Origin of the sequence: Streptomyces clavuligerus (assembly GCF_005519465.1) — a bacterium.
Lineage (GTDB): Bacteria > Actinomycetota > Actinomycetes > Streptomycetales > Streptomycetaceae > Streptomyces > Streptomyces clavuligerus.
The window spans coordinates 801,999-825,012 of sequence record NZ_CP027859.1; the positions used below are offsets into that span (position 1 = coordinate 801,999).

Below are 23,014 nucleotides of genomic sequence, written 5' to 3' on the forward strand. Positions count from 1 at the left end.
GCGCATGGGCGGAACGCGCGTACCCTCGTGATATGGCCAACGCTACGGGCAGAAAACTGAAGGAAGTTCGAAAGCGCCGAGGGCTCAGCCAACGGGATCTCGCGAAAGCCTCCGGCGTATCACTCTCCTTGATCAGAAAACTCGAACAGGGCGATTACGGCACACCGATGCTGGAGACGCTGAGAAAGCTGGCCTCGGTTCTCGACATCCCCACGATGTGCCTCGTGGGCGAGGACCGCGAAGACCGGGCCACCCCCATGACAACCGACCTGTGGCAGAACGTCAGAGAGACACTGGAACACCCCGGCGAGGTCGACGGCCGTCTGGGAGAGGACGAGCCCACCGTCGCGGGCGTACAGCGTGCCTTCAAGGAGGCGGCCCCGCTCTTTGACAACGATCAGTACGCCGAACTCGCCGCCGTGCTCCCGCCCCTGCTCAGGGATGCCGACGCCCTCGGGACCGACGGCCGTTCCGTCCGGACCCGGCTCTTGCAACTCGCCGGAAATCTCATGGTCCAGACGCGTCAGTACGGCGCGGCGGACATCGCCCTCGCGCGCGCCATCGAGGAGTCGGACGATCAACTGGAAGCCGCCGCGACCGTCTGCACCCAGTGCTGGCTGCTGGTGCGCCAGGGCAAGCTGGACACAGCCCTCGAACTCGCCGTCCAGTGGGCGGACGACACCGAGCCACGCCTCTCCCGTGCCACGCGGTCCGAGCTGAGCACCTGGGGGCTGCTCTGCATCTGGATCTCGGCCGCCGCCGTGCGGAACAACGACAAGGAAACGGCGGCCGACGCGCTCCGGCTGGCCCAGGCCGCTGCGGTGACCCTGGGGAGGGAGCACCCCGGAGCGGGATTCTCGGGCAGCTTCGGGCCGAGGACGGTGCATCTGAAGCGTACGGAGAGCTACGGCATCCTGGATCAGCCGGATGTCGTTCTCCGCCTCGCCGAGCGGACGCCCGTCACAGCGCTGCGGCCGAGCAGCGACCGCAATCGCCATATGCTCGACATCGCCCACGCGCATGCCAAGAAAGGTCAATTCACCGACTCTTTCGAAAGGCTCGAACAGCTCAGGTACGCCAGCCCGGAATGGCTGCCCCACCAGCAGTACGCACGGGACATCTTCACCGTGGTCCTGAACGGGCGCAGGACACTGACACCCGAGATGCGCACCATGGCGGACTTTCTGAAGCTGCCGTTCTAGTCGCCCGGGGCCACCGATGGCACTTTCGGGGCATACCACCACGCAGTGCCATCGACGCCCCACACGCACGCTCCGTAGCCTCTCCGTCACCGAAGCAAGATCTTCGGCTATCCCCCACCCAGCGAGTCGACTGGTGACGACATGGCTCAGCTCTTCCTCCCCTCCCCTTTCGGTGAGGACGATCCAGAATCCAACCCCCTGAAGTTTCCGCCCTGCGAGTGCCCCGTCGAGAACTGCCCGGAAAAGGAGACGGCCGTCGAGTCCCCGACGATGATCCGCCTTCTTGAGGCTTTGGCGGAGCAGCGGGAAGCGACCCGGCGCCACGGAAACCACGGCAAGGACGAGTCCACCTCATGAAGCGGCGACTCCCCTCCGCTCTCTTCTTCGGCGTCACGCTCTTCTCCGGATACGTCTTCGCCGACACACTCATATCCGGCGGCGTCGGAAGGTCCCCGCAGTACGCGTATTCGTCAGATTCATCAGATGCGTCAGACCGTCTCGGCGCGCTGCGCCTGCCGGAAGTCACCCGGGGTGACCCCGGCACGGCGGGTGAAGAACTTGCCGAAGTTGGTGGGTTCGGAGAAGCCCAGCCGCCGGGCGACGACGGAGACAGGGTCGTCGGTGTGGGCGAGTAGCCGTTTGGCCTCCAGGAGCACACGGGCGTCGATGAGCTGCTTGACCGGCTGCCCGGTGGCCGCGAGGCAGGCCCTGGTCAGGGACTTGACCGAGTAGCCGAGCGCGGTGGCGTACTCCTCAGCCCGGCGGGTGCGGCGGTACGAGCGTTCCAGTTCGGCGCGGAACCGTGCGTACACCCCCTGCGGGTCGGCGCGCGGGACCGAGGGGTCCGGGCGGGGCAGGCGGTCGATGTGGAGCAGCAGGGTGGTCAGGAGGGATTGCAGGATCTCCGGGGACACGGTGCCGGGCTGGCGCCCGTACTCGGCGGCGATCTGGTCGAACAGGGTGGCGAGCGCGGTGCGGTCCGGGCCGTCGTCCAGGTCCCAGCGGGTGGGGCCGAAGCCGTCCGCGACCAGGCGGGCCGCCGCGCCGAAGATCGGCGGGGCGACGGTCGGGAAGTCCGCCGTGAAGATCACATGCGGTCCGGTCGGCTCCCCGGCGGCGTGGAAGCGCTGCACCTGTCCGGGGCGTACCCACAGCAGGGTGCCGGGGCGGCACGGAAGGTCGACGAAGTCCACCGTATGCAGGCCGTCACCGCCGGTGACGAGGGTGAGGGTGTGGAAGTCGGCCCGGTGCACACGCTGGAGCACCCGCTCCGGGACGCGTCGCCGCAGGTCCGCCAGGTCCGTGACCTCCAGTCCCGGCACCGGGGCGCCGGGGGCGTGGAAGCCGTAGGACGGGATCGCCTCGGGCTCGGCGGCAGGGTCGGGGGACGGGGCAGGAACCGGAAGGTGTCCGTTTCTGACCATCATGGGTCTTCAGCGTATCTCGCCTTTCGGATACCGCGCGGGCGAGAGTGGAGCAGACCACCCGCCCCATCCATCCCCGTCCCACCGGAGAACGGAGCGACCCCCCATGCACGGCATCGTCACCATCATCGACAAGGGCCCGGTCCGGGTTCACAGCTATATGGCCCCCGACGACAGTCTGAATGTGACCACTCAGCTGATCGAGACCCCCGGCCGGGTCATCGCGGTGGACGCGCAGTTCGCGCTCGCGTACGCGGACGAGGTCGTCGCGTATGCCCGGAGCCTGGGCAAGCCGCTCGACCGGCTCGTCATCAGCCATGCCCACCCGGACCACTTCCATGGCGCGGCCCGGTTCGGTGTCCCCGTCCACGCGCTGGCCTCCGTCCGGGACCAGATCGCCGCGCAGGGCGACGGCCAGGACCCGACCGGCACCGTCATCCCCGTCGCCGACCTGCTCCCGACCCGGGTCGTCACCCCGGGCACCGAGGTCGTCGACGGCGTGACCCTGGAGTTCGTCGCCGTCGCGGGCGGCGAGGCCCCCGACGAGCTGGTGATCAAGCTGCCCGAGTACGGCGTGCTGATCGCGCAGGACCTCGTCTACCACCGGACCCATCTGTTCATGGGCAACAACGACATCACCGGCTGGCAGCGCGCGCTGGACCGGCTCGCCGCCGACCCGGCCTACGACACCGTGCTGCCCGGCCACGGTCTGCCCGCCGGGCGCGAGGTCTTCGCGGACGTGGCGCGGTATCTCGCCGACGCCCGCGAGCTGCTCGGCGACGACGGCGAGGCGTACAAGAAGGCGATTCTGGCGCGCTACCCCGACTGGCGCGGCCCGTTCCTCGTCGACATCGGCAATCAGTACCTCTTCGGCACACGGGCGGGCTGAGCCGGGCGGAGCCGGGTCCGGCTCCCCTCCGGACGGGAGCCGGGCGGAGCCAGGTCCGGCTCCCCTCCGGACGAGGACCCGGCTCGCAGGGACTCGCCGGGGAACCGTCCGAGGGCCCGGACGCGCCGCGAGCGCGCCGGGCCCTCGTCACGCACTGCGGCGCGGCGGCGGTCTCAGGTCGTCGTCATGTGCCAGAGGTGGTCGGGCCGGTCGCTGCCGTCGGTCTTGCAGGGCCACTGGATGACCTTGGCGCCCGCGGTGTGGCTGTTGCCCTCGACGGCGAGGCAGTGCCCGCTGAAACCGTTCACCACGCGGTACTGGCCCCGCCCGGTCCGTTCGACGAAGTACCAGAAGTGTTCGAGGACGTTCCCGCACTCCGACTGGACCGCCTGGGTGCCGGGCCGGCTGTTCCCGGGCGGCATGGAGAGGCACAGCTGCTTGTCGTTCGCGGTGCGGTTCTTGCTGACGACGCGGTAGATCACACGGTCCTGGTAGGTCCAGGGCTCCACGGCCCACCAGTGGTCGACGTTGCCGGCGCAGCCCCACTGGATCAGCCCGGTCCCGGGCCGGTTGTCGGCGCCCTGGACCGCGAGACAGAAGGTCCCGTCCGTCCCGCCGTTGCGAAGGTGAAGCCAGGTGACGGGCGCCCGGGTGGCGGCCGGCACCCCGGGGACCGACCGGACCGGCGCGCCGTCCAGGAGGGGTGTCCCCGCCGGTGCCGTCGCGGGGACGGGGACACGCTCGGACGGCTCCGCGCCCGCGGCCGTGCCGGGGGCGGCCTGCGCCGGGAGGCCGACTGCGGTGGTCAGGGCGAACGCGATCGCGCCGAGTACAGCGGAACGCAAGCGCATGGAGGTACTCCTCTGCAAGCATGCCGACAAAGCGGCGTACTGATGAGTCGACAACGGGGCGCGGAGGACCATTCTTCGCCGGTAGGTACGGCTCCGCCTGTCCTCTTCCAGCCACTTAGCCGGGCCGCCGGGGAACCACTCCGACGGGAAAGCGACTTGCCGGACGGGGACACCGTCCACACGACCGGACCCCGGGGAACAGCCGGGCGGGAAGTGGGTTCGCGCCACCGCGGGCTCGCTCCGCGTACCCATCGGGTTTCAGCCATCGGAAGGCGTCTCACGCTGTCCGGTGCCGCCGGTTCTCGTACCCTCACGTCCCGCGCCCCGTCCCCCGTACGCTACGCAGAGCCCCTTATCGCCCTGCCTGTCACTTTTATCCGACACCTTCGTCCCGCACTCGACGTTCAGCACGCCCCGCCCGCACTCCGCACCCCACCCTCCGTATGCTCACGCAAAGGAGAAACCGTGCAGCCTTTCCCCCGTAGACGCTTCCTCACGGCCGCTTCCGGCACCGCGGTCACCGGTCTGCTGGTCCCGGATGCTCTCGCCCAGTCCGCCGGGGCCGTTGAGGCAGCCCCACCGACGGCACCGGCGACCCGGGGCGCGGAAGCGGCGGTGGCGGCCGGACCGCCGGGCGGTGTGGTCGAACTGCGTTTCACCGAGGCGACCAACGGCGCCGCGTCGGCGACCGCCGACGGCCGGCGCCTGGTCGCCGAGGTGCAGAACATCCTGTGGTCCCTGGACCGGGACGGCTCCCCGGCCGTGCCGCTGACCCCGCCTGATCTGGAGCCCACCCGTCCGGTCATCTCCCCCGACGGCCGGGAGGTCGCGATGGCGGCGTACCGGGGCGGCTTCTTCTCCATCTGGGTGATGCGGACGGACGGTTCCCGGCTGCGCCGCCTCACCGGCGGCCCCTTCGACGACCGTGGACCCTCGTGGTCGCCCGACGGCACCCGGATCGCGTTCTCCTCCGAACGGGGCGGCGACCCGGTCGCGGGCAGCCCGTACCGGATCTGGACCGTGAACGTGCGCGACGGCGGGCTGACCCGGCTCACCGGGCTGCCGGGGCAGCAGGGCCCCGCGCAGGACGGCCCCTGGGAGGACTTCGACCCCGTCTGGTCCGCCGACGGCTCGCGCGTCCTCTTCGTCCGCGGCCGGTTCACCGCCCCGGCGCTCGTCTCCCGGACGATCGCCTCCGTACCGGCCGACGGCGGCGGCGGTCCCGTCGTCACCGAACACACCGCCACCGAGGGCAATCTGCTCACCCCCGCGGTCTCCCCGGCCGGGCGGACCGCCTGGCTCCGCAGTGTTCCCGGACCGGCCCGGCCGGAGACGATCACCCTCTTCGTCGACGGTGAACCGGTGGCCCTCGACGGCGATCTCGCCCCCGCGCCGCCGCGCTGGATCGGGGACGAGCAACTGCTGATCACGCTCGGCGGCCAATTCCAAATCATCCGCCCGCACCGGGAGCGCACGGGCACACTCGTCCCGCTGGACGCGACGCTGCGGGTGCGCCGCCCCGCGTACACGGTGAAGACGTACGCGCTGGAGGCCGAGCGGCCCCGCCCCGTGCGCGGGGTCCACCTCCCGCAGCTCTCGCCGGACGGCCGGACGGTCGCCTTCGCCGCCCTCAACTCCCTGTGGACGGTGCGCGCGTCGGGCGGCGCGCCGCGCCGGATCGTCCGCTCCTCCCCCACCGCCTACATCCAGGGCCCGGTGTGGACACCGGACGGCCGCGCGCTGATCTACACCGACGACCGCGACGGGCTGAACGCCGTCCGCCGCCGGGACCTGGCCGACGGCACGGAGACGGTGCTCGCTGCGGGCGGGCGGGTGCAGGGCGTGCCCTCGCCGGACGGCACCCGGCTCGCCTGCCTCGACATGGCGGGCAACCTGGTCGTGCGCGACCTCGCCGCCGGGACGGAGCGGACGCTCGTCGCCGCGCTCGGGGCGGGCGGACTGCCGGGCCGTCCAAGCTGGTCACCCGACGGCCGCTGGATCGCTCTGTGCGATCGCAACCGGCTGAACCACCGCTTCCGCGAGGGCCACAATCTGATCCGGATCGTGGACGCCGCCACCGGCGCGTCCCGGCTGCACGGGATGGGCCCGTATGTCTCCCTCTCCGACCGGTATGCGTCGGGCCCCGTCTGGTCGCCCGACGGCCGCTGGCTGGCGTGCGTCAGCGAGTCCGCGCTGTGGCTGCTTCCGGTCGGTCCGGACGGCGTCCCCAGCGGCGAGGCACGGCGGCTGAATGACGAGCCCGCCGACCACCCCTCCTGGTCAGGGAACTCCCGAACGCTGCTGTACCAGTCGAACGGGCGGCTGCGGCTGCTCGGCATCGACGCCTCGGGACGGCCCGCAGGGGCGCCGCGCACCGTGCCCGTCTCGCTGGACGTCCGCCGACCCGCCCCCGTTGACACCGTTGTCCACGCCGGGCTGCTGTGGGACGGCACCGGTTCGGCGCCCCGCGCCGACGTCGACATCCTCATCCGGCGCGGACGGATCACGGCCGTCGAACCGCACCGCGGGGGACGACGGGCCGCCCGTCGGGTCGACGCGTCGGCGCGGACCGTCCTCCCCGGCCTGTGGGACGCGCACACACACCCCTGGCAGTACACGTACGGGGCCCGGCAGGGCGCGCTCCAGCTCGCGTACGGCATCACCACCACCGTCTCGCTGGGCGGTTTCGCGTACGAGCAGGCGCGGCAGCGGGACGACATCGCCGCGGGCAGGCTCCTCGCCCCCCGGCTGCTGACGGCGGGTGAGCTGCTGGACGGCTCCCGGGTCGGCTACAGCATGGGGCGGGCGCACCGCACCCGCGCCGGGCTCTCCCGCTCGCTGGCCCGCGCCACCGCCCTCGACTGGGACTTCGTCAAGACGTATGTCCGCGCCCCGTACGACTACATGGAGGCGGCGGCCCGCCGCGCGCAGGAGCGGCTGGGCGTGCTCAGCGGAAGCCACCTGTGCTCGGCGGGGATCCAGGCCGGACAGGATCTGACGACGCATCTGGTCGCGACCGAGCGCGCCGAGTACGGGCACGGGAGCAGCGGCGGCGGATACACGTACGAGGACACCGCGCGGGTCTACACGGACGGGCGGTTCCATCTGATCGCGACGCCGTTCACGGCGGCGGCGCTGCTCGGCGCCGATCCCGGGCTGGCGGCGGACCCCCGGGTGCGGGTGCTGATGCCGCCGTGGGACGTGCAGTCGGCGGACGCGCGGGCGGCCCGGCCGCCGTCGGCGGCGGAGCTGGAGGTGCTGGCGCGGGAGGTCGGCGCGTACCGGCGGATTCTGCGGGGCGGCGGCGATGTCGTCCTGGGCACCGACGCGCCCCTGGTCCTCGTGGGTCTGCATCAGCATCTGGCGATGCGGGCGCTGCACCGGTACGGGCTGAGCGCGGCCGAGGTGCTGACGACGGCGACGGCGGCTCCCGCGCGGGTCTTCGGCGTGGAGCGGGATCTCGGCACGGTGGAGACGGGCAAGCTGGGCGATCTGACGATCGTCGACGGGGACCCGTTCACCGACTTCGACTCGCTGATCCGCGTCGACGCGGTGGTCCGCGCCGGTACCGTCCATGAGCGGGCCGCGCTCATGGACGCGTACCCGGCGCGGACCTACGCGGCCCCGTCGTCCGCCCCGCTGTCCGGCCCGGCGTCCGGCCCGGCGGGCGACGGCCACGGGCACGACCGGAGCGACGCCGAGGGCTGGGCGGCGGTGGCCGAGCAGATGACGCGGGACGGGTGCTGCGGGACGTCGGCGTACCACTGACGCGGGGCGGGTACCCGGCCCGGGGCCGCGACCACGCTCTCCCCGGCCTGCGTCACGGAGGTCGTCGAGCCGGCCCCGGGAGACCCCGCCGCCCCGGGCCGCACGCACCGGACCGCTGGGGGCGTGCAGGCGCCCACCTCTGTGCGGCACGGGGCGACGGGAGACGGCGGGGGACAACGGGAGACGAAGACCGGCCAGATCAGCGTCCCTCGGGCAGGGGGCGCCTGGCCGGAGTCCGCCTTCTCAGTCCAGCGGCCGTTGAGAATACTCAGGAGTGATCAACGCTCCGCCGTCGCGCGCGGCCGGCCGCCTCCCCGCATCCGGCCGCGCCGCCGCCCTGTGCGCCCCCGCTGTCGGCCCTGCGAGGAGATCCCCCGATGACCATCTCCGTTCCCCAGCTCGACTGCCCGCTGAGCCGTCCGGTCCACCCGGAAGGAGAACGGGCCGACGCGTACGCCGTGGAGTGGTTGCGCGGCGTGGGCCTCATGGCGGACGAGGCCGACGCCGCCCCGGTCCTGGCCGTCGGGCTCGGCAGGCTCGCCGCGTGCTATGTCGACGAGAACGCCTCCTGGGACACGTTGGCCTTCATGACCATCCTGATGGCCTGGTACGCCGAGTACGACGACCGCGCGATCGACTCCACCGGCGCGATCGACGGTCTGACGGACGCGGAGGTGGCGGAACTCCACCGCGCCCTCGGGGAGATCCTGCGCGACCGGCCCGCACCCGACCCCTCCGACCCCGTACAACGCGGACTGGCCGACGTCTGGCGGACGCTGAACGGCCTCGCGTCCGACTGGGACCGCGCTGCCTTCGTCGACACCACCCTCCGCTACTTCGAAGCCAACCGGTACGAGCGGGTCAACATCCGCCGGGGAATCCCTCCGACTCCTTCCGCCCATATCGGCATGCGCCGCCACGGCGGCCATGTGTACGGCATGTACATCCTGGGTGCGGCGGTCAACGGCTACCGGCCCGAGCGCCGGGTGCTCGACCACGCCGCCGTCCGCGAACTGGAGACCCTCGCCGCGAACTACACCTCGTGGGCGAACGATCTGCACTCCTTCGCCCGCGAACACCGCATGGGCCAGGTCAACAATCTGGTCTGGTCGGTCCACCACCACGAGGGGCTGACCTTCCAGCAGGCGGCGGACCGGGTCGCCGATCTGTGCGACAAGGAACTGGCCGCCTATCTGGAGCTGCGGCAGACGCTGCCCGAGTTGGGCATCCCCCTCACCGGGGCCACCGGACGGCATGTCAGGTTCCTGGAGGACATGATGTGGTCCATGGTCGACTGGTCTGCGCGGAGCGCGCGCTACGACGTCGTGCCCGAGGCCGCCTGAGCCGCCACGGGCGGCCCGCCGCGGCGGGCCGCCCGTCAGGAACGCGCTCGGCCGACGGTGGCCGCGGCGGTGGTGGCGGGGGCGCCGAACCACCGCGGCAGCCGGCCGAGCAGTTCCCGCTGGTCCTCGCCGACCCATGCGACATGGCCGTCCGGACGCAGCAGCACGGCGGGGACGTCCAGCTCGGCGCCGGCGTCGACGACATGGTCGACGCGGTCCGCCCAGCCCGCCACGGAGAGGCGGCCGGTGCCGTCGAGCAGCAGCCCACGGCCGTGGTGCATCCGCCCGTAGAGACGCCCCCGCCTCAGCCCCACGTCCCGCAGCCGACGGCCGAGCAGTTCATGTCCCTCGCCGAAGTCGTAGCGGACCCCGATCGCGGTGATCTTCTCGATCAGATGGCGGTTGACCTCCTCGAAGTCCATCAGTTCCGCCATCAGTCGGCGCACCGCCCGGGCACCCGGCTCGGCGGACAGCAGCTCCGTCTGCGCACGGGTGTTGTCGAGCACGTCGGCGGCCACCGGGCGGCGTTCGGTCTGATAGCTGTCCAGCAGCCCTTCCGGTGCCCAGCCACCGACCTCGGCGGCGAGTTTCCAGCCGAGGTTGAACGCGTCCTGAATGCCGAGGTTGAGGCCCTGCCCGCCGGTCGGCGGGTGGATGTGCGCCGCGTCGCCCGCGAGCAGCACCCGGCCGACGCGGTAGCGGTCGGCGAGCCGGGTGGCGTCGCCGAAGCGGGAGAGCCAGCGCGGCGAGTGCACGCCGAGGTCGGTGCCCGCGAAGTGGCACAGCCGCCGTTTGAACTCCGCCAGGGTCGGCGCGACCGTGCGGTCCTCGGCCACCCCGTCGGCGGGCACGATGACGCGGTGCACCCCGCCGTCCATGGGGACCGCGCCGAACAGCGCCTGTGTCCTGCGGACCTCGGCGGTCACCGTGGCCAGCTCCTCCGGTGACACGGTCAGCTCCATCTCGCCGAGCAGGGTCTCCACCCTGGTGGGCTCACCGGGGAAACCGACGCCGAGCAGTTTGCGCACCGTGCTGCGACCGCCGTCGCAGCCGACGAGCCAGCGCGCCCGCAGCCGCGCCCCGTCGGCCGTGTCGACGTCCACCCCTTGCGCGTCCTGGCTCAGGCCGACCACCTCGCAGCCGCGCAGCATCCCGGCGCCGAGTTCGGCGGCGCGCTCGGTCAGCAGACGTTCGGTGACGGCCTGCGGGATGCCGAGGACATACGCGTGCGCGGTGTCCAGCCCTTGGGGCCACGATGTGCCGATCCCGGCGAAGAAGCCGCCGGTCGCGTGTTTCCGGCCGTGCGACAGGAAACGTTCCAGCAGACCGCGCTGGTCCATCGCCTCCACGCTGCGGACATGCAGGCCGAGTGCGCGGGACTGCCCGGTCGGCCGCTCGTTCCGCTCCAGGACGACGGTGTGCACGCCGTGCAGCCGCAGCTCGCACGCGAGCATCAGCCCGGTCGGCCCGCCACCCACGACGATCACGTCAATCATCACAACCCCCTGTCGGCCGGGGTTTCCGGCCTCGGCCGGTGATTGTGCGGCACGGCGGGGGCCTTGCGGCAAGGCCCCCCACGCGCTATACGTTGAGCATGGCAAGGAGTGGGTACTCGCCTTGTCCTTCCCTTTCCGGCAGCCGTGGTACGGCGGCGATACCGCGATCACGGCCCCCATCCGACGGGTGGCGTCCCGCTGGCAGGCGGCGGCACGCGCCGCGTTCCCCACACCTCTGCGTGTCCGCAGACGACGTCTGCGGTGTGATGACGTCTTCGGTGGCCGGATGTCTCCCCGGCGGCCGGACGGCGCGTGACGGCGCATTCCGCGTCCGGCTGCCGGAGCGCGCGCCGTATTCAGGCGCTCCATGCGCCCGGAGGGCTGCCGTCCGCCGTTCTGAAACCCTCCGCACGCCCCTACGCTGTCGTCAGCGACACCCCCTTTTGTCCCGTTGCACCCACAGCCCCCGCCGCCCCCGGAGCCCCCACCATTCCGGAGCCCCCGCAGTCCCCGCAGTCCCCGCCTTTGTGCGCAGGAGACCATGTGACCGTCGCAGACCGCCCAGCCCGCCGCCCCCCGCTGCACCGCACGGTGACCGGCGAGGTGGGACCGCCCCGTCTTGTCGACCTGCCGGACGGTTCGCCCGCCTGGCTGGTGAGCAGGCCCGCCGAGGTACGGCAGGTGCTGTCCGACTCCCGTTTCCGGCGCGCCGCCCTCTGGTCGGGGGACGGCCCCTCGCTGTCGGCGGTGCCGGATCTGGTGAGCAACCCCGATCTGATGTTCAACCAGGACGGCGAGGACCATCTGCGGCTGCGCCGCACCCTCAGCCGCGCCTTCACCCCGAGGGCGGTCGCCCGCTGGGAGCCCTGGATCGCGGCGATGGTGGAGCAGTGCCTCGACCGGCTCGCCGGGTGCGAACCCCCGGCCGACATCGTGGCCGAGTACGCGCTGCCCCTGCCGGTGATGATCATCAGCAGGCTGATGGGCCTGGACCCCTCGGTGCGGGGCCGGTTGCGCCACTGGGCCGAGCACGCGTTCTCGGACGGCTCCCACGACGGCGAGGACGTCGCCTCGGTGATGGCGGAGTTCACCGCGTTCGGCGCGGATCTGCTCGCGCGGCGGCGCCGGACGCCCGGGGACGACCTGGTGAGCAGCATCGTCCTGGCCGCCGAGACGGAGGGCGGGATCCCGGAGGCACAGCTCGTCCAGCTCGTGTGCGGTCTGGTGGTGGGCGGTCACGACTCCACCATGACGATGGTGAGCAACTGTGTGCTGTACCTGATCGGCGAGCGCCCCGAGTGCTGGGCCCGGCTGGGCGCGGACAGGGAGGCGGCGGAACGGCTGGCGGACCGGATGCTGCATCTGATCCCGCTCGGCGACGACAAGGGCAGCGCGCGGCACGCGGCCGAGGACATCGAGGTCGGCGGGGTGACAATCCCGGCGGGTTCGGTGGTCCTGGCCGACTGCGCGCTCGCCAACCGCGATCCGGAGACCTACTCCGCCCGCCCCTTCGACGACCTCTTCGCCCCGCTGGAGGCCCCGTCCCTCTCCTTCGGCGCGGGCCCGCACTACTGTCTGGGCGCCTGGCTCGCCCGGCTGGAACTCCGTCTCGCGCTGCACCGCCTCGCGGCCCGCTTTCCCGGTCTGCGTCCGGCCGAACCCGTGGACCAGGTGGAGTGGCGGCTGGGAAGCACCTCGCGCGGCCCGCAGCGATTTCTGGTCGCCTGGTAGGCCGCGGGTCCGAAAATCGTTCTTCTGTCGTGGAAACATGGTGCGCTGCTTTGATTTCACACAATTCAGCGGATGATCGCGGGAATTCACGGCGTGATAAGTGATCACGCTTTACCGATTAACCCGCCCCCGTGAAGGATGTGCGACGTCATGCACACGACTTCCCGGAGAGGGACCATCATGCGTTCACGCCGTACTCTCGCCACCACCGCCGCCGCCGTGGCCTGCGCCGCCGCCGCTCTCGGCACGGGCACCGCGACCGCCGCGACCACGTCGGCCGCCACCGCCCCGGGCGGCCCCGTGCCGTCCTGCGTCTCCGTCGTGGTGCAGAGCCCGGGCCCGGTCACCAGGGTGCAGTTCACGAACAACTGTCAGACGGCGGTCCAGGTCGGGGTCGCCACGAGCACCGATCCGGCGTCCTTCTGCGTGCGGCTCGAACCCGGCAACCGCTACCTGCTCGCCACCCAGGGCAACTTCGTCCGCGCCTACTCGTGCTGACCGCCTGACCCCCGGGGATTTCCGGGACTCCCCGGGGGATTTCCGGTTCCTTCCCAGGGTTTGCCGGGAAATCCCGGGGAATTCACGCTCAGCGGCTCAGCGCGGTCTCACTCCGCATGTGCGAGAGTTTCTCGGGATTGCGCACCGCGTAGAGCCCGGTGATGAGACCGTTGTCCACCTGCACCGCGACGACGGTGTCGATCGCGCCGTCGAACCGGACGACCAGCGCCGGGCGGCCGTTGATCTGCACCGGTCCCAGTGACCCCACGGCGGCGATCCTGCCCAGTCCCGCCGTCAGCAGCCGGGCCACCCTCTCGACCCCCACCACGGGGTGCGGGACGGCCGGTTTGATCCCTCCGCCGTCGCCGAGGAAGACGACGTCCGGCGCGAGGATGTCGAGCAGCCCCTGGAGGTCGCCCGTGTCGACGGCCCGCTGGAACGCGGCGATCGCGTCCCGGGTCTCGGCGGGGGAGACGACTCCGCGCGGCCGTCGCGCCGCGACATGGGCCCGTGCCCGGTGCGCGATCTGGCGCACCGCGGCCGGGCTCTTGTCGACGGCCTCGGCGATGTCGTCGTACCCGACCCCGAACACCTCCCGCAGGACGAACACCGCCCGCTCGGTCGGCGTCAGGGTCTCCAGGACGAGCAGCATCGCCATCGAGACGCTGTCGGCCAGCTCGATGTCCTCGGCCACATCGGGCGTGGTGAGCAGCGGCGCGGGCAGCCAGGAGCCGACGTAGGACTCCTTGCGGCGGCTGAGCGCGCGCAGTCGGCTCAGCGCCTGGCGGGTGGTGACGCGGACGAGATAGGCGCGCCGGTCCCGTACGGTGCCGAGGTCGACGCCCGTCCAGCGCAGCCAGGTCTCCTGGAGGACGTCCTCCGCGTCGGCGGCCGAGCCGAGCAGTTCGTAGGCGACGGTGAAGAGCAGATTGCGATGGGCGAGGAAGGTCTCGGTGGCCGCGTCCACACCGCTACCGCCGCCGCCACCTCCCTCGCCACCGTCACCGCCACTGGCGCTTCCGCCCCCGGCGCGGCCCGCCCCGCCGTCGGTACGTTCGTCGCGTTCGCTCCTCATGGGCTGCTCCTGCCTCTCGGCTCTCGACGGTGCCATGCGCACAGGACGCCCGTCACCGCGATCGTGTGACGCCGTTGAGCGATGGCGTGCATCACATCGCGGCCCTGTCACAGGGGGCGGTCCACCGGCGTCCCATGGTCGTCCGATACGACCCACCACGCGTGAGGACCCCACCATGGACCTGAGGTTCGATCTGTCCGGAAACAAGCTCTTCGCCGCTCTCTCCCGGCGGTTCGCCGGTGCCGCGCTGGTCGTCCACCAGTCGACGCTGCCGAAGTCCACACAGGAGCTGGTCTCGTTGCGGGCCAGCCAGATCAACGGCTGCGGCTTCTGCGCCGACATGCACACCAAGGAGGCAGCGGCGGCGGGAGAGACGGCGACCCGGCTCGGCCTGGTCGCCACCTGGCGCGAATCCACCGTGTTCACCGAGGCCGAACGGGCCGCGCTGGCCCTCACCGAGGAGGGCACCCGGCTCGCCGACGCCCACCAGGGCGTGTCCGACGAGACCTGGGACCGGGTGCGCAAGCACTACGACGACGACGGGATCGCCGCGCTGATCTCTCTGGTCGCCCTGATCAACGCGGCCAACCGGCTCGCCGTGATCGTGCGGCAGAAGGGAGGTTCCTACGAGCCCGGCATGTTCGGCGCGCAGTTCGGCTGACGGTCCTGAACGGCCCCGCCGAACGGTCCGCATGAACGAACAGTGCGAACGAAGAGCGTGAGCGAACGACGTGAACGTCCGCGTGAACGGTCCGCGTGAACGAACGACGTGAGCGGTCCGCGTGAAGGAATCAAGCGAATGATTCGGGCGGACGGTCCGAGGAGCGACCCAAGCGACTCAAGCGACTGAACCCCCGGCATGGTTTCCGCAATTCTCCTGTGCCGGTGGGCCGGTCGGGATCTCTCCGATCATCTGGAGAGCCCACGCCGCCAGGGCCGGATCGATCAGGGCCGGATCAATGTCCTGGTCATACGGCAATGGGATCAACGTCACCGGCGGGGCCCAACCACGGCCCCGTTCCCCGGTGTCGAGGCCACCGCCAGAACCTCCCGGAAGACCCGACGCGGTTCGGCCGTGAACAGTTCCCCGCGGGCAGAAAATCACAGTCGGAGTCACGGAACGCCGGACCCGCCGAAACCGATGACCGCGCTCAGGACACCGACGCGGCGGCAGGGACGGAAGAGGCCCCGAGCCGAGCCGAGCAGCCCGAGCGGGCGGCCCGGTGACGGCCCGGGGTCCCTCGGCTCAGAACCTGCCCAGATTCAGACCGTTCTGCACTGCCCTGACGGTGGCGGGACCCCACAGCCCGTCGACGGTCAGCCCCGCGGCGGCCATCCGGTTCAGATGGGTCTGCAACGCGCGGACCGTGCCCGGCCCCATCGCCCCGTCCACCGTCAGGGACGCCCCGCCCCAGGTGTTGAGATGGCGCTGGAGCCCCCTGATCGAGTCGGGCCCCCAGACGCCGTCGGCGGGGACACCGACGGCCCGCTGCACGGCGGCGACGGTCGCCTGACCGAAGACGCCGTCGACCGCGAGCCTCGCGCCCTCGTCAAGCCAGGCGTGGTACGCGGCCTCGGTCGCGGGTCCCCAGAGTCCGTCGGCCGCGACCCCCACCCGCTGCTGGAGCCAGCGCACACCCGCGTCCGTCGACGGCCCCCAGACACCGTCGACCGCCAGTTGCGGCGTCCGGCCGAGGTCGTTGACGGCCCGCTGCTGCGCCGCGACCGAACGCACCGACGTCATCCCCCCGCCACCACCGCCACCGGAACCGCCCCCCGTGTAGGCGGCGTACGCCTGTTCCGTCGCGGGTCCCCAGAGTCCGTCGGCCGCGACCCCCACCCGCTGCTGGAGCCAGCGCACTCCCCCGTCCGTGAGCGGCCCCCAGACTCCGTCGACCACCAGCTTCGGCATGTGTCCGAGGTCGTTGACGGCCCGCTGCTGCGCCGCGACCGAACGCACCGACGTCATCCCCCCGCCGCCACCGCCACCGGAACCGCCGCCCGAGTCGTCCCGCACGGGAAGGTCGTCCCCCTGCATTCCGCCCTGGACCCAGGCGCGCAGCGCCGACCCCGGGCAGGAGGTCGACTGTCCGGGCAGCCCTCCGTGCCAGGTCCTGGCGAGGCTGCGGCCCGCGAGCTCGCAGGCCCGGGTGTACAGGCCGCGGACGGCCGTCGCGACCCGGGGGCCCGCGTCGCCGTCGCCGCCGATGAAGCACACCCCGATATGGCTGGTGTTGTGGCCGGTGGCGTGCGCGCCCTCGACCGTCCAGCCCCGGCCCTCGTAGATCCGGCCGTCGCGGTCGACGAGGAAGTTGTAGCCGATGTCGTCCCAGCCCCGGGAGTCCATGTGGTAGTTCTGGATCTGCCGGGGCGTCTGGGTCGGCGGACCGGCCGAGTAGTGGACGGTGAAGCCGGTCCGAGAAGTCCATGGGACCCGCGCCACGGTGCGCGGCGGACGTGCTCCCCAGCGGTAACGGGCGTGGATCACCAGCTCCGAGCCGCCGGGGGTGCCCTCGTTGCCGGGCTCAAGATCCCCGTTGCCCACGGACTGGTAGAGGTTCCCCGGGCACTCCGTCCGGTAGAGATCGCGGTGGCCCCTGATCCGGGGGCCCGCGCTGTGGGTGGAGCGCAGGAAGCCGATCAGATCACGGATGCCGTAGCGCATCTGGAGGCTCGGGTGGTCGTCGAGCCGCAGCAGGCCGCAGATCGCGAAGTAGTCCTGGTTGGCGCCCGTGGTCTCGTCCCCGTTCGCGGCGGAACGGACCGACGGCCCCCGGCCCTCGAAGATCCCGCCGTGCTGGCACACCAGGTAGTTGTAGGCGATGTCGACCATCTCAGGGTCGCGGAAGGCGATGTTCTGGACCTCTCTGACCTGCTGGAAGCAGTCCGTGGTGTGGTCGGCCGAGGGGACGGAGCCGTTCCCCAGGTGGTGGATGGCGGCCCCGCCGTTCCAGGGCTGCCAGGAGTGGGCGTCGTACGGGCGTTTCGGGGGCTGCGCGCCCCAGGTGTGCCGGGAGATGATCTGGATGGACCGGGTGGAGGCCCCGTAGCGGGGCGGGGGCGCGGTGAGCCCTCCCGGCTTCGCGAGCGCCCCCGGGCCCGCCGGGGCCGCGTACGCGGGGGTGCCGCCGCCGGACAGCGCGGGGAGGACCAGCCCGGCGAGGGCCGCCGAGCCGCCGACCAGGGCCCCTCGGCGGCTGACGCCCGGTCTGCCGCCATCGGCCGGACCGGTGATGCGTTCGCCGTACGAGCCGCTGCCGCTGCTGCCGTTGCCGTTGGCGTCGGGCAGAGCGATGCCGCTGTCGTCGGACGGGGCGGTTCCGTGCGGGGAGTCGCAGGACGTGCACATGGTGGTTCCCCCTTGGACACGAGGACGGTGGCGTGCGCGCCCCGGACACCTGGGGTGCGCCGTGGATCAGGGGCCCACTCTGCCGCCCGTCGCGCCGATGGCTCCACCTTTTGCGGTACGGCGCAATGGCCCAGCCCGTCCCCGGCATTGTTCTCCCTGCGAAATTCCGTGGCGCAGAGGAAAGATCAAGACTGTTTGCAGGGCTCAGCAAATTTGCCACCGGAGAGGTGTGGCGGAGCCGTCGAGCGCATCGGGGGAGTGCGTTTCCCCCGCGGCATGCCGACAGTGCCGGGGATTGTTCCCGGAAACCGTCGTATCGATGGGAGTCCTACGGTACGTAGATATATCCGGCCGGACGGACTCCACCATCCAAGCAACAGCGTCCCGTTTATTAGGCCGGAAAGCACCGGTGTTCCTGGCGGTCGGTCACCGACGACTCACACAATGTCAAGCATGAAATTCAGCTATGCGATGCTACCCGACCACCCGCTCGACGAGGCCCTGACGACCATCGAACTCGCCGACGATCTGGGCTTCTACGCCTGTTACGCGACGGACGAGACCTGGCACAAGGACCTGTGGGTCCTCTTCGCCGCGGCGGCCTCCCGGACGAACAGCATCCGCTTCGGCCCCAGTGTCTCCCCCGTTCTGCTCCGTGAGCCGAGCCATCTGGCCCAGGCCCTGGCCACGCTCGACGAACTCTCCGGTGGCCGGGCCGAAGCGGCCCTCTCCTGCGGGAACGCCGGTCTGCTGGAGCAGTACCGGATTCCGCTGAAGGGCCAGAAGCCGCTCTCCCGCACCAAGGAAGCACTCCATGTGGTGCGGACCCTGCTGGACGAGGGGACGATCACGTTCGATGGCGAGTTCTTCTCGTACGACGGTCTGTTCACCTTTGCCCGTCCGGTGCAGGAGCGGTTGCCGCTGAAGCTCGGCGCGATGCGCGGCCCCCTCTCCTTCGAGGCCGCAGGGGAGTTCTCGGACGGCTGTCACCACGCCCTCAGCTACACCCGTGAGGCGTACGAGTACATGGTGCGGCATCTGACGATCGGCGCCGAGCGCGCGGGGAAGGACGTCTCCTCGCTCGACATCGGCGCCTGGGTCGTCTTCGCCACGTCGATGGACGGGGACGCGGCGCGGGAGGCCGCCCGCAGCATGGTCGGCATCTACGCCTCCGCGATGCCCGACGACCAGCTTCGGCGCAACGGGGTCGACCCCGAGGAGCTGCGGCCCGCCATCGAGGCCATCCGGGCCGGGGACCTGGCCAGGGGTATCGAGCTGACCTCGCCCGAGGTGACGGAGCGGCTGTCGGTCTCGGGCACCCCGGCCGAGTGCGCCGAGAAGATCAAGACGCAGCTCGCGGCGGCGGGCGTCAATCACACGATCTGCGCGGTGACCGACCGGACGCTGGTACGGGCCTTCACCGGGCGGCACCTCCCGCAGGTGCCGGGTGCGGCGGAACAGCTCCGGCTGATCCACGACCACATCATGCCCGCCTTCGCCTGACGTTCTCCGGGGGCGTCAGGCCGACGGCCCCGGGGTACCGGTGCCGGCGCCGGTGCTCGTACCGGCTCCGGTGCCGGACGGCCGTGTCCACGCCATCGTGAAACAGGTCGGCACGACCGACGCCGCCGCCATGTCCCTGCGGTACTGGCGCGGGGAGCGGCCGACGATGTCGCGGAACGTACGGCTGAAGGTCCCGGTGCTCCCGAAGCCCACCGCGAAACAGATGTCCGTCACACTGCGGTCGGACTCCCTGAGCAGAAACATGGCCCGTTCGACCCGGCGGCGCTGGAGATAGCGGTGCGGTGTCTCGCCGAACGTGGCTCGGAATGTACGGGTGAAGTGTGCCTCGGACACATGCGCGATCCTCGCCAGGGCGGGTACGTCCAAGGGCTCGGCGTAGGCGCGGTCCATGGCGTCCCGGGCCCGGAGCATTCTGCGGTTGGTCTCTTCAGCGGCACGACTCACGGCGCCATCAGACCACAGCCGCCGTCCGCCACCCGCTCGCCCTCGTCCGCCAGCGCCCCTCCGCGTCCGCCAGCGCGCGTTCGCGTCCGTCGCTTTTCCGTCCCGACGGCGTCGCACACCGATTCCAAGCCGGTAAAAAAGCTCCCAAGTGCGGTTATGTCGCTCGTCAACGGTCCATCGTTGTCCTGTGAACACCACCCGACCCGTCCGGCTCCGCCGGGCGACGGCAACAAGGGGGCAGCGTCAGCATGACCGTCAATGGAGTGGATGTTTCGGCGTACCAGCCGACGTATGCGACCAAGGGTCTCGACTTTGTCTTTGTCAAGGCCACCGAAGGCCACACCTGGACGAGTCCGGTCCAGGGCAAGCAGGTCACCGCCGCGCGGGACGCGGGCACCGTCGTCGGCTTCTACCACTTCCTGTGGCCCGGTGACATCGGTGCCCAGGCGGCGCACTTCGTCGGGCAGTGCGCGAGCCGCCCCGGGGACATCCTGGCCTGCGACTGGGAGACCACCAGCGACGGCACCGCCGCGAGCTGCGCGGAGAAGGACGCCTTCCTCGCCGAGGTGAAGCGCCTCCGGCCGGGGCTGCGCACGGTGCTGTACTGCAACACCGACTTCTGGCACCACCGCGACACCACCTCCCACTGCGGCGACGGGCTGTGGATCGCCGACGTCACCACGGCGGGCCACCCGCGCGTCACCCACCCGTGGACGTTCCACCAGTACAGCTCGGCGGGCGGCATCGACCGGGACGTCGCCGACTTCGCCGACCGGGCGGCCCTGCGGGCCTGGGCGGCTGAGCCGCCGACCGGCGCCACCCCCTGACACCCGTCACAGGCGGGCGCGGCGACCAGGGCGGGCCCCGGCCTGCCCCCGTGCGATACCCCGGCGACAGCCTGTCCGGAGCTGTCCGCCTTCGGCTGATGGGCTGAAACCGGGGCGGCGCCCGGGAGCGGGGCGCGACAGGAGGGGAGTTGTCCGCTGGGCCCGGCAGCGGCGACGGCATCGCCCCGGTCGGGTCCCCAGCGGCCGGACACCCCCGGCCCGGCCCCGGTCACAGACCCGGCCGCGGCCGGGGTTACGGTCACGGCCATGATCATGAACACGCTCGTCGCCAGCGGAGAGGGGTCGGCCCTTGGAGATGTCGAGGAAGGCGTCGGCGCAGCCGCCCACACCGCCCTGGGGGCGCTCTCCCCTGCGGCCTCCGCCCTGAACGCACCCGCCGCCGAACTGCTGTCGATCGCCCTGCTGCTGGCGATGCTGGGCTGGGCGGTGGTCCGCCCCCGGGGTCTCTCCGAGGCGTTCGTCGCCGTACCGGCCGCCGGGGTGGTCGTCCTCACCGGGGCGCTCTCCTGGGAGCACGCGGCCGAGGAAGTGGCCCGGCTGGGCCCCGTGGTGGGCTTTCTGGCGGCTGTCCTGGTCCTGGCCCGGCTCTGCGACGACGAGGGGCTGTTCCACGCCTGCGGGGTGTGGATGGCCGACTTCGCCCGGGGGCGCCCCCGCCGGCTCCTGGCCGCGGTCTTCGTCGTCGCCTCGGTCGTCACCGCGGTGCTCAGCCTGGACGCGACGGTGGTCCTGCTGACGCCGGTGGTGTTCGCCACCGCCGCCCGCCTCGGCGCCCGCCCGGGGCCGCATGTGTACGCCTGCACCCATCTGGCGAACACCGCGTCGCTGCTGCTGCCGGTGTCGAACCTGACCAATCTGCTCGCGTTCACCGCGTCCGGGCTGAGCTTCACCCGTTTCGCCGCGCTGATGGCGCTGCCCTGGCTGGTCGCCATCGGTATCGAGTACGCCGTCTTCCGCCGGTTCTTCGCCACCGACCTGGACGCGGGCGCGCAGGCGCCCGCCGTCCGTGAGCGTCCGGAGCTGCCGCTGTTCGCGCTGGTCACACTGGGCTGCACCCTCGCGGGCTTTCTGGTGGCCTCCTTCGCCGGTGTCGAGCCCGTCTGGGTCGCGGCGGCCGGTGCCGCCGTGCTGGCCGTCCGTTCCCTGGCCCGGCGCCGCACCACGCCCGCCGGGATCGTGCGCGCGGCGGCGCTTCCGTTCCTCGCCTTCGTCCTGGCGCTGGGCGTCGTGGTCCGCGCCGTCGTCGACAACGGGCTGGCGGCGGCGCTCGGGCGGCTGGTGCCGGAGGGGACCTCCCTGGTCGCGCTGCTGGGCTTGGCCGCGCTGGCGGCCGTCCTGGCGAACGCCCTCAACAACCTGCCCGCCGTGCTGGTACTGCTGCCGCTGGCCGCGCCCATCGGTCCGGGCGCCGTGCTCGCCGTTCTGCTGGGCGTCAACATCGGACCCAACCTCACCTACACCGGCTCCCTGGCCACCCTGCTGTGGCGCCGGGTGGTCCACGCGCACGACAGCGATGTGGATCTGCGCGAGTTCACCCGGCTGGGGCTGCTCACCACGCCCGCCGCGCTCGTTGGCTCGGTGGTGGCCCTGTGGATCTCGCTCCGGCTGGCCGGGGGCTGAGCGGGGGCCGCCACGGAGACAGGAGCGGGAGCAGAGGCAGCAACAGAAGAGCGGCAGAAGCTGGAGCAGAGCAGAACGGAGGCCGTGTCACCGTGACCGTCATCGCCTGGATCGTGGAGGGTACCTGGCCCGCCTGTGTGGACGCGGCCCGCGCCCACGCGCCCGAGGGTGCCCGGATCGTACTGCTGCACATCACCGGCGGCGAGGCGGGAGGCGCCGCCGCCCACGGCGCCTACGCCGGGCTCCTCGGCCGGGGCCGCCCCCACCACGACCCCGGGACCGCCGTGGACCGGCTCGCCTCCGCGTCCGCCGAACGTCTCCTCGCGCGGGCGGCGGAGCGGCTGGGCCGTCCCTGTGTCCGCAGCGAGCGCACCGGCCGGGTGGAACGGGAGGTCGTCGCCGCCGCCGAGGGCGCGGAGCTGCTCGTCCTCGCCCGGGACGGGGACCGCGCCCGCCTCGGCCCCCGCAGCCTCGGCCCCGCCGCCCGGTTCGTCGTCGACCACGCGCCCTGTCCGGTCCTGCTGGTCTGGCCGGAACTCGCGCCCGGCACGGACACCATCCCGCCACCGCCACCGCCGCCACCGGGGAGTCGCCACCCGCGGCGATGAGCGAACCATCTCGGCCGGTGGGTCGCTTGAGTCGCTTGAGTAGCTGCCCTGTGAAAGGGAACTGATCACCGCTCAGAGAGCCGTGCGGGCGACCCGCTCGGCCCCGTGCGGGGTGGTGTGCCGTGCCGGTGGGCCGGACCTCCGGGGAACGGGCCGAAGCGCCGGTCGGGGGCCACGCACGGCTGAATCCGTGGGCTCAGGTGACAGCCGGGGGGCCAACGGGCCGAAGTCGACGGTGCAGGTCGACACCCCCTGCCTGTAGGGCCGTTCGATACGCCGTCCCCGCGCTGGACGGTGAGCGGCCGACGGCCGCACCGGGCCGTGGCGCGTTCGGCGGGCTGCGC

General features: G+C 72.0%; 18 protein-coding genes. 12 read left to right on the top strand and 6 right to left on the bottom strand.

Annotated features, from left to right (window positions below; all coding sequences use genetic code 11):
• The first annotated feature begins 32 nt into the window (after positions 1–32).
• Both CRV15_RS31740 and CRV15_RS31745 read left to right on the top strand, forming a co-directional pair.
• Positions 33–1,202, top strand: coding sequence for a helix-turn-helix domain-containing protein (locus CRV15_RS31740; RefSeq protein ID WP_003953189.1), 1,170 nt, complete (start codon positions 33–35; stop codon positions 1,200–1,202).
• A 141-nt stretch (positions 1,203–1,343) separates the two neighbouring features.
• A complete protein-coding gene (locus tag CRV15_RS31745; protein ID WP_003953188.1) occupies positions 1,344–1,559 on the top strand; it encodes a hypothetical protein in 216 nt (71 codons plus the stop codon).
• Between the two features lie 131 nt (positions 1,560–1,690).
• Here the strand turns inward: CRV15_RS31745 and CRV15_RS31750 are convergent, their stop codons facing one another.
• Complete coding sequence (locus CRV15_RS31750) at positions 1,691–2,629, bottom strand: helix-turn-helix domain-containing protein (protein ID WP_003953186.1); 939 nt, start codon at positions 2,627–2,629, stop codon at positions 1,691–1,693.
• A 103-nt stretch (positions 2,630–2,732) separates the two neighbouring features.
• Between CRV15_RS31750 and CRV15_RS31755 the strand changes: the two genes are divergently transcribed.
• Entirely contained in the window at positions 2,733–3,515 is a 783-nt protein-coding gene (locus CRV15_RS31755; RefSeq protein ID WP_009999286.1) for an MBL fold metallo-hydrolase, read from the top strand.
• Positions 3,516–3,688: 173 nt separating this feature from the next.
• Here the strand turns inward: CRV15_RS31755 and CRV15_RS31760 are convergent, their stop codons facing one another.
• A complete protein-coding gene (locus CRV15_RS31760; protein ID WP_009999288.1) occupies positions 3,689–4,366 on the bottom strand; it encodes an RICIN domain-containing protein in 678 nt (225 codons plus the stop codon).
• A gap of 465 nt (positions 4,367–4,831) precedes the next feature.
• On the opposite strand from CRV15_RS31760, the gene CRV15_RS31765 reads away from it, so the two are divergent.
• Together CRV15_RS31765 and CRV15_RS31770 are read left to right on the top strand one after the other, a co-directional pair.
• Positions 4,832–8,134, top strand: coding sequence for an amidohydrolase family protein (locus tag CRV15_RS31765; protein WP_009999289.1), 3,303 nt, complete (start codon positions 4,832–4,834; stop codon positions 8,132–8,134).
• A gap of 377 nt (positions 8,135–8,511) precedes the next feature.
• Positions 8,512–9,477, top strand: a complete 966-nt coding sequence (locus CRV15_RS31770) for a hydropyrene synthase (RefSeq protein ID WP_003963279.1) — start codon at positions 8,512–8,514, stop codon at positions 9,475–9,477.
• Between the two features lie 35 nt (positions 9,478–9,512).
• Here CRV15_RS31770 and rox read toward each other — a convergent pair whose 3' ends face one another.
• Complete coding sequence (gene rox, locus CRV15_RS31775) at positions 9,513–10,973, bottom strand: rifampin monooxygenase (RefSeq protein WP_009999290.1); 1,461 nt, start codon at positions 10,971–10,973, stop codon at positions 9,513–9,515.
• A gap of 543 nt (positions 10,974–11,516) precedes the next feature.
• Here rox and CRV15_RS31780 point away from each other — a divergent pair.
• Positions 11,517–12,704 carry a cytochrome P450 gene (locus tag CRV15_RS31780; protein WP_003963281.1) on the top strand — a complete coding sequence of 396 codons (1,188 nt, stop codon included), beginning with the start codon at positions 11,517–11,519 and terminating at the stop codon, positions 12,702–12,704.
• A 180-nt stretch (positions 12,705–12,884) separates the two neighbouring features.
• Positions 12,885–13,202, top strand: a complete 318-nt coding sequence (locus CRV15_RS31785) for a hypothetical protein (RefSeq protein ID WP_009999291.1) — start codon at positions 12,885–12,887, stop codon at positions 13,200–13,202.
• Between the two features lie 88 nt (positions 13,203–13,290).
• Here the strand turns inward: CRV15_RS31785 and CRV15_RS31790 are convergent, their stop codons facing one another.
• Positions 13,291–14,277 (bottom strand): RNA polymerase sigma-70 factor, encoded by a 987-nt coding sequence (locus tag CRV15_RS31790; protein ID WP_003953180.1) that lies wholly within the window; start codon positions 14,275–14,277, stop codon positions 13,291–13,293.
• A 175-nt stretch (positions 14,278–14,452) separates the two neighbouring features.
• Here CRV15_RS31790 and CRV15_RS31795 point away from each other — a divergent pair, with 175 nt between their 5' ends.
• Entirely contained in the window at positions 14,453–14,938 is a 486-nt protein-coding gene (locus CRV15_RS31795; protein ID WP_003953179.1) for a carboxymuconolactone decarboxylase family protein, read from the top strand.
• A gap of 585 nt (positions 14,939–15,523) precedes the next feature.
• On the opposite strand, the gene CRV15_RS31800 is transcribed toward CRV15_RS31795, so the two are convergent.
• A complete protein-coding gene (locus CRV15_RS31800; RefSeq protein ID WP_003963283.1) occupies positions 15,524–17,626 on the bottom strand; it encodes a peptidoglycan recognition protein family protein in 2,103 nt (700 codons plus the stop codon).
• A gap of 453 nt (positions 17,627–18,079) precedes the next feature.
• Between CRV15_RS31800 and CRV15_RS31805 the strand changes: the two genes are divergently transcribed.
• Complete coding sequence (locus CRV15_RS31805) at positions 18,080–19,129, top strand: LLM class flavin-dependent oxidoreductase (RefSeq protein WP_003953175.1); 1,050 nt, start codon at positions 18,080–18,082, stop codon at positions 19,127–19,129.
• A gap of 15 nt (positions 19,130–19,144) precedes the next feature.
• On the opposite strand, the gene CRV15_RS31810 is transcribed toward CRV15_RS31805, so the two are convergent.
• Entirely contained in the window at positions 19,145–19,594 is a 450-nt protein-coding gene (locus tag CRV15_RS31810) for a helix-turn-helix domain-containing protein (protein WP_174391456.1), read from the bottom strand.
• Positions 19,595–19,842: 248 nt separating this feature from the next.
• Between CRV15_RS31810 and CRV15_RS31815 the strand changes: the two genes are divergently transcribed.
• From CRV15_RS31815 to CRV15_RS31825, 3 genes are all read left to right on the top strand, one after another.
• Complete coding sequence (locus CRV15_RS31815) at positions 19,843–20,421, top strand: glycoside hydrolase family 25 protein (RefSeq protein ID WP_003953172.1); 579 nt, start codon at positions 19,843–19,845, stop codon at positions 20,419–20,421.
• Positions 20,422–20,688: 267 nt separating this feature from the next.
• A complete protein-coding gene (locus CRV15_RS31820; protein ID WP_003963286.1) occupies positions 20,689–22,062 on the top strand; it encodes an SLC13 family permease in 1,374 nt (457 codons plus the stop codon).
• 92 nt (positions 22,063–22,154) lie between these two features.
• On the top strand, positions 22,155–22,670 hold the full coding sequence (locus CRV15_RS31825) for a universal stress protein (RefSeq protein ID WP_003963287.1): 516 nt from the start codon (positions 22,155–22,157) through the stop codon (positions 22,668–22,670).
• The last annotated feature ends 344 nt before the right edge of the window (positions 22,671–23,014 follow it).

What these genes read in the sequence shown, in the direction of transcription:
- rox (WP_009999290.1), bottom strand. Translation starts at nt 10,973, where the DNA reads ATGATTGACGTGATCGTCGTGGGTGGCGGGCCGACCGGGCTGATGCTC.
- CRV15_RS31815 (WP_003953172.1), top strand. Translation starts at nt 19,843, where the DNA reads ATGACCGTCAATGGAGTGGATGTTTCGGCGTACCAGCCGACGTATGCG.
- CRV15_RS31755 (WP_009999286.1), top strand. Translation starts at nt 2,733, where the DNA reads ATGCACGGCATCGTCACCATCATCGACAAGGGCCCGGTCCGGGTTCAC.
- CRV15_RS31820 (WP_003963286.1), top strand. Translation starts at nt 20,689, where the DNA reads ATGATCATGAACACGCTCGTCGCCAGCGGAGAGGGGTCGGCCCTTGGA.
- CRV15_RS31785 (WP_009999291.1), top strand. Translation starts at nt 12,885, where the DNA reads ATGCGTTCACGCCGTACTCTCGCCACCACCGCCGCCGCCGTGGCCTGC.
- CRV15_RS31760 (WP_009999288.1), bottom strand. Translation starts at nt 4,366, where the DNA reads ATGCGCTTGCGTTCCGCTGTACTCGGCGCGATCGCGTTCGCCCTGACC.
- CRV15_RS31740 (WP_003953189.1), top strand. Translation starts at nt 33, where the DNA reads ATGGCCAACGCTACGGGCAGAAAACTGAAGGAAGTTCGAAAGCGCCGA.
- CRV15_RS31795 (WP_003953179.1), top strand. Translation starts at nt 14,453, where the DNA reads ATGGACCTGAGGTTCGATCTGTCCGGAAACAAGCTCTTCGCCGCTCTC.
- CRV15_RS31800 (WP_003963283.1), bottom strand. Translation starts at nt 17,626, where the DNA reads ATGTGCACGTCCTGCGACTCCCCGCACGGAACCGCCCCGTCCGACGAC.
- CRV15_RS31790 (WP_003953180.1), bottom strand. Translation starts at nt 14,277, where the DNA reads ATGAGGAGCGAACGCGACGAACGTACCGACGGCGGGGCGGGCCGCGCC.
- CRV15_RS31805 (WP_003953175.1), top strand. Translation starts at nt 18,080, where the DNA reads ATGAAATTCAGCTATGCGATGCTACCCGACCACCCGCTCGACGAGGCC.
- CRV15_RS31745 (WP_003953188.1), top strand. Translation starts at nt 1,344, where the DNA reads ATGGCTCAGCTCTTCCTCCCCTCCCCTTTCGGTGAGGACGATCCAGAA.
- CRV15_RS31750 (WP_003953186.1), bottom strand. Translation starts at nt 2,629, where the DNA reads ATGATGGTCAGAAACGGACACCTTCCGGTTCCTGCCCCGTCCCCCGAC.
- CRV15_RS31770 (WP_003963279.1), top strand. Translation starts at nt 8,512, where the DNA reads ATGACCATCTCCGTTCCCCAGCTCGACTGCCCGCTGAGCCGTCCGGTC.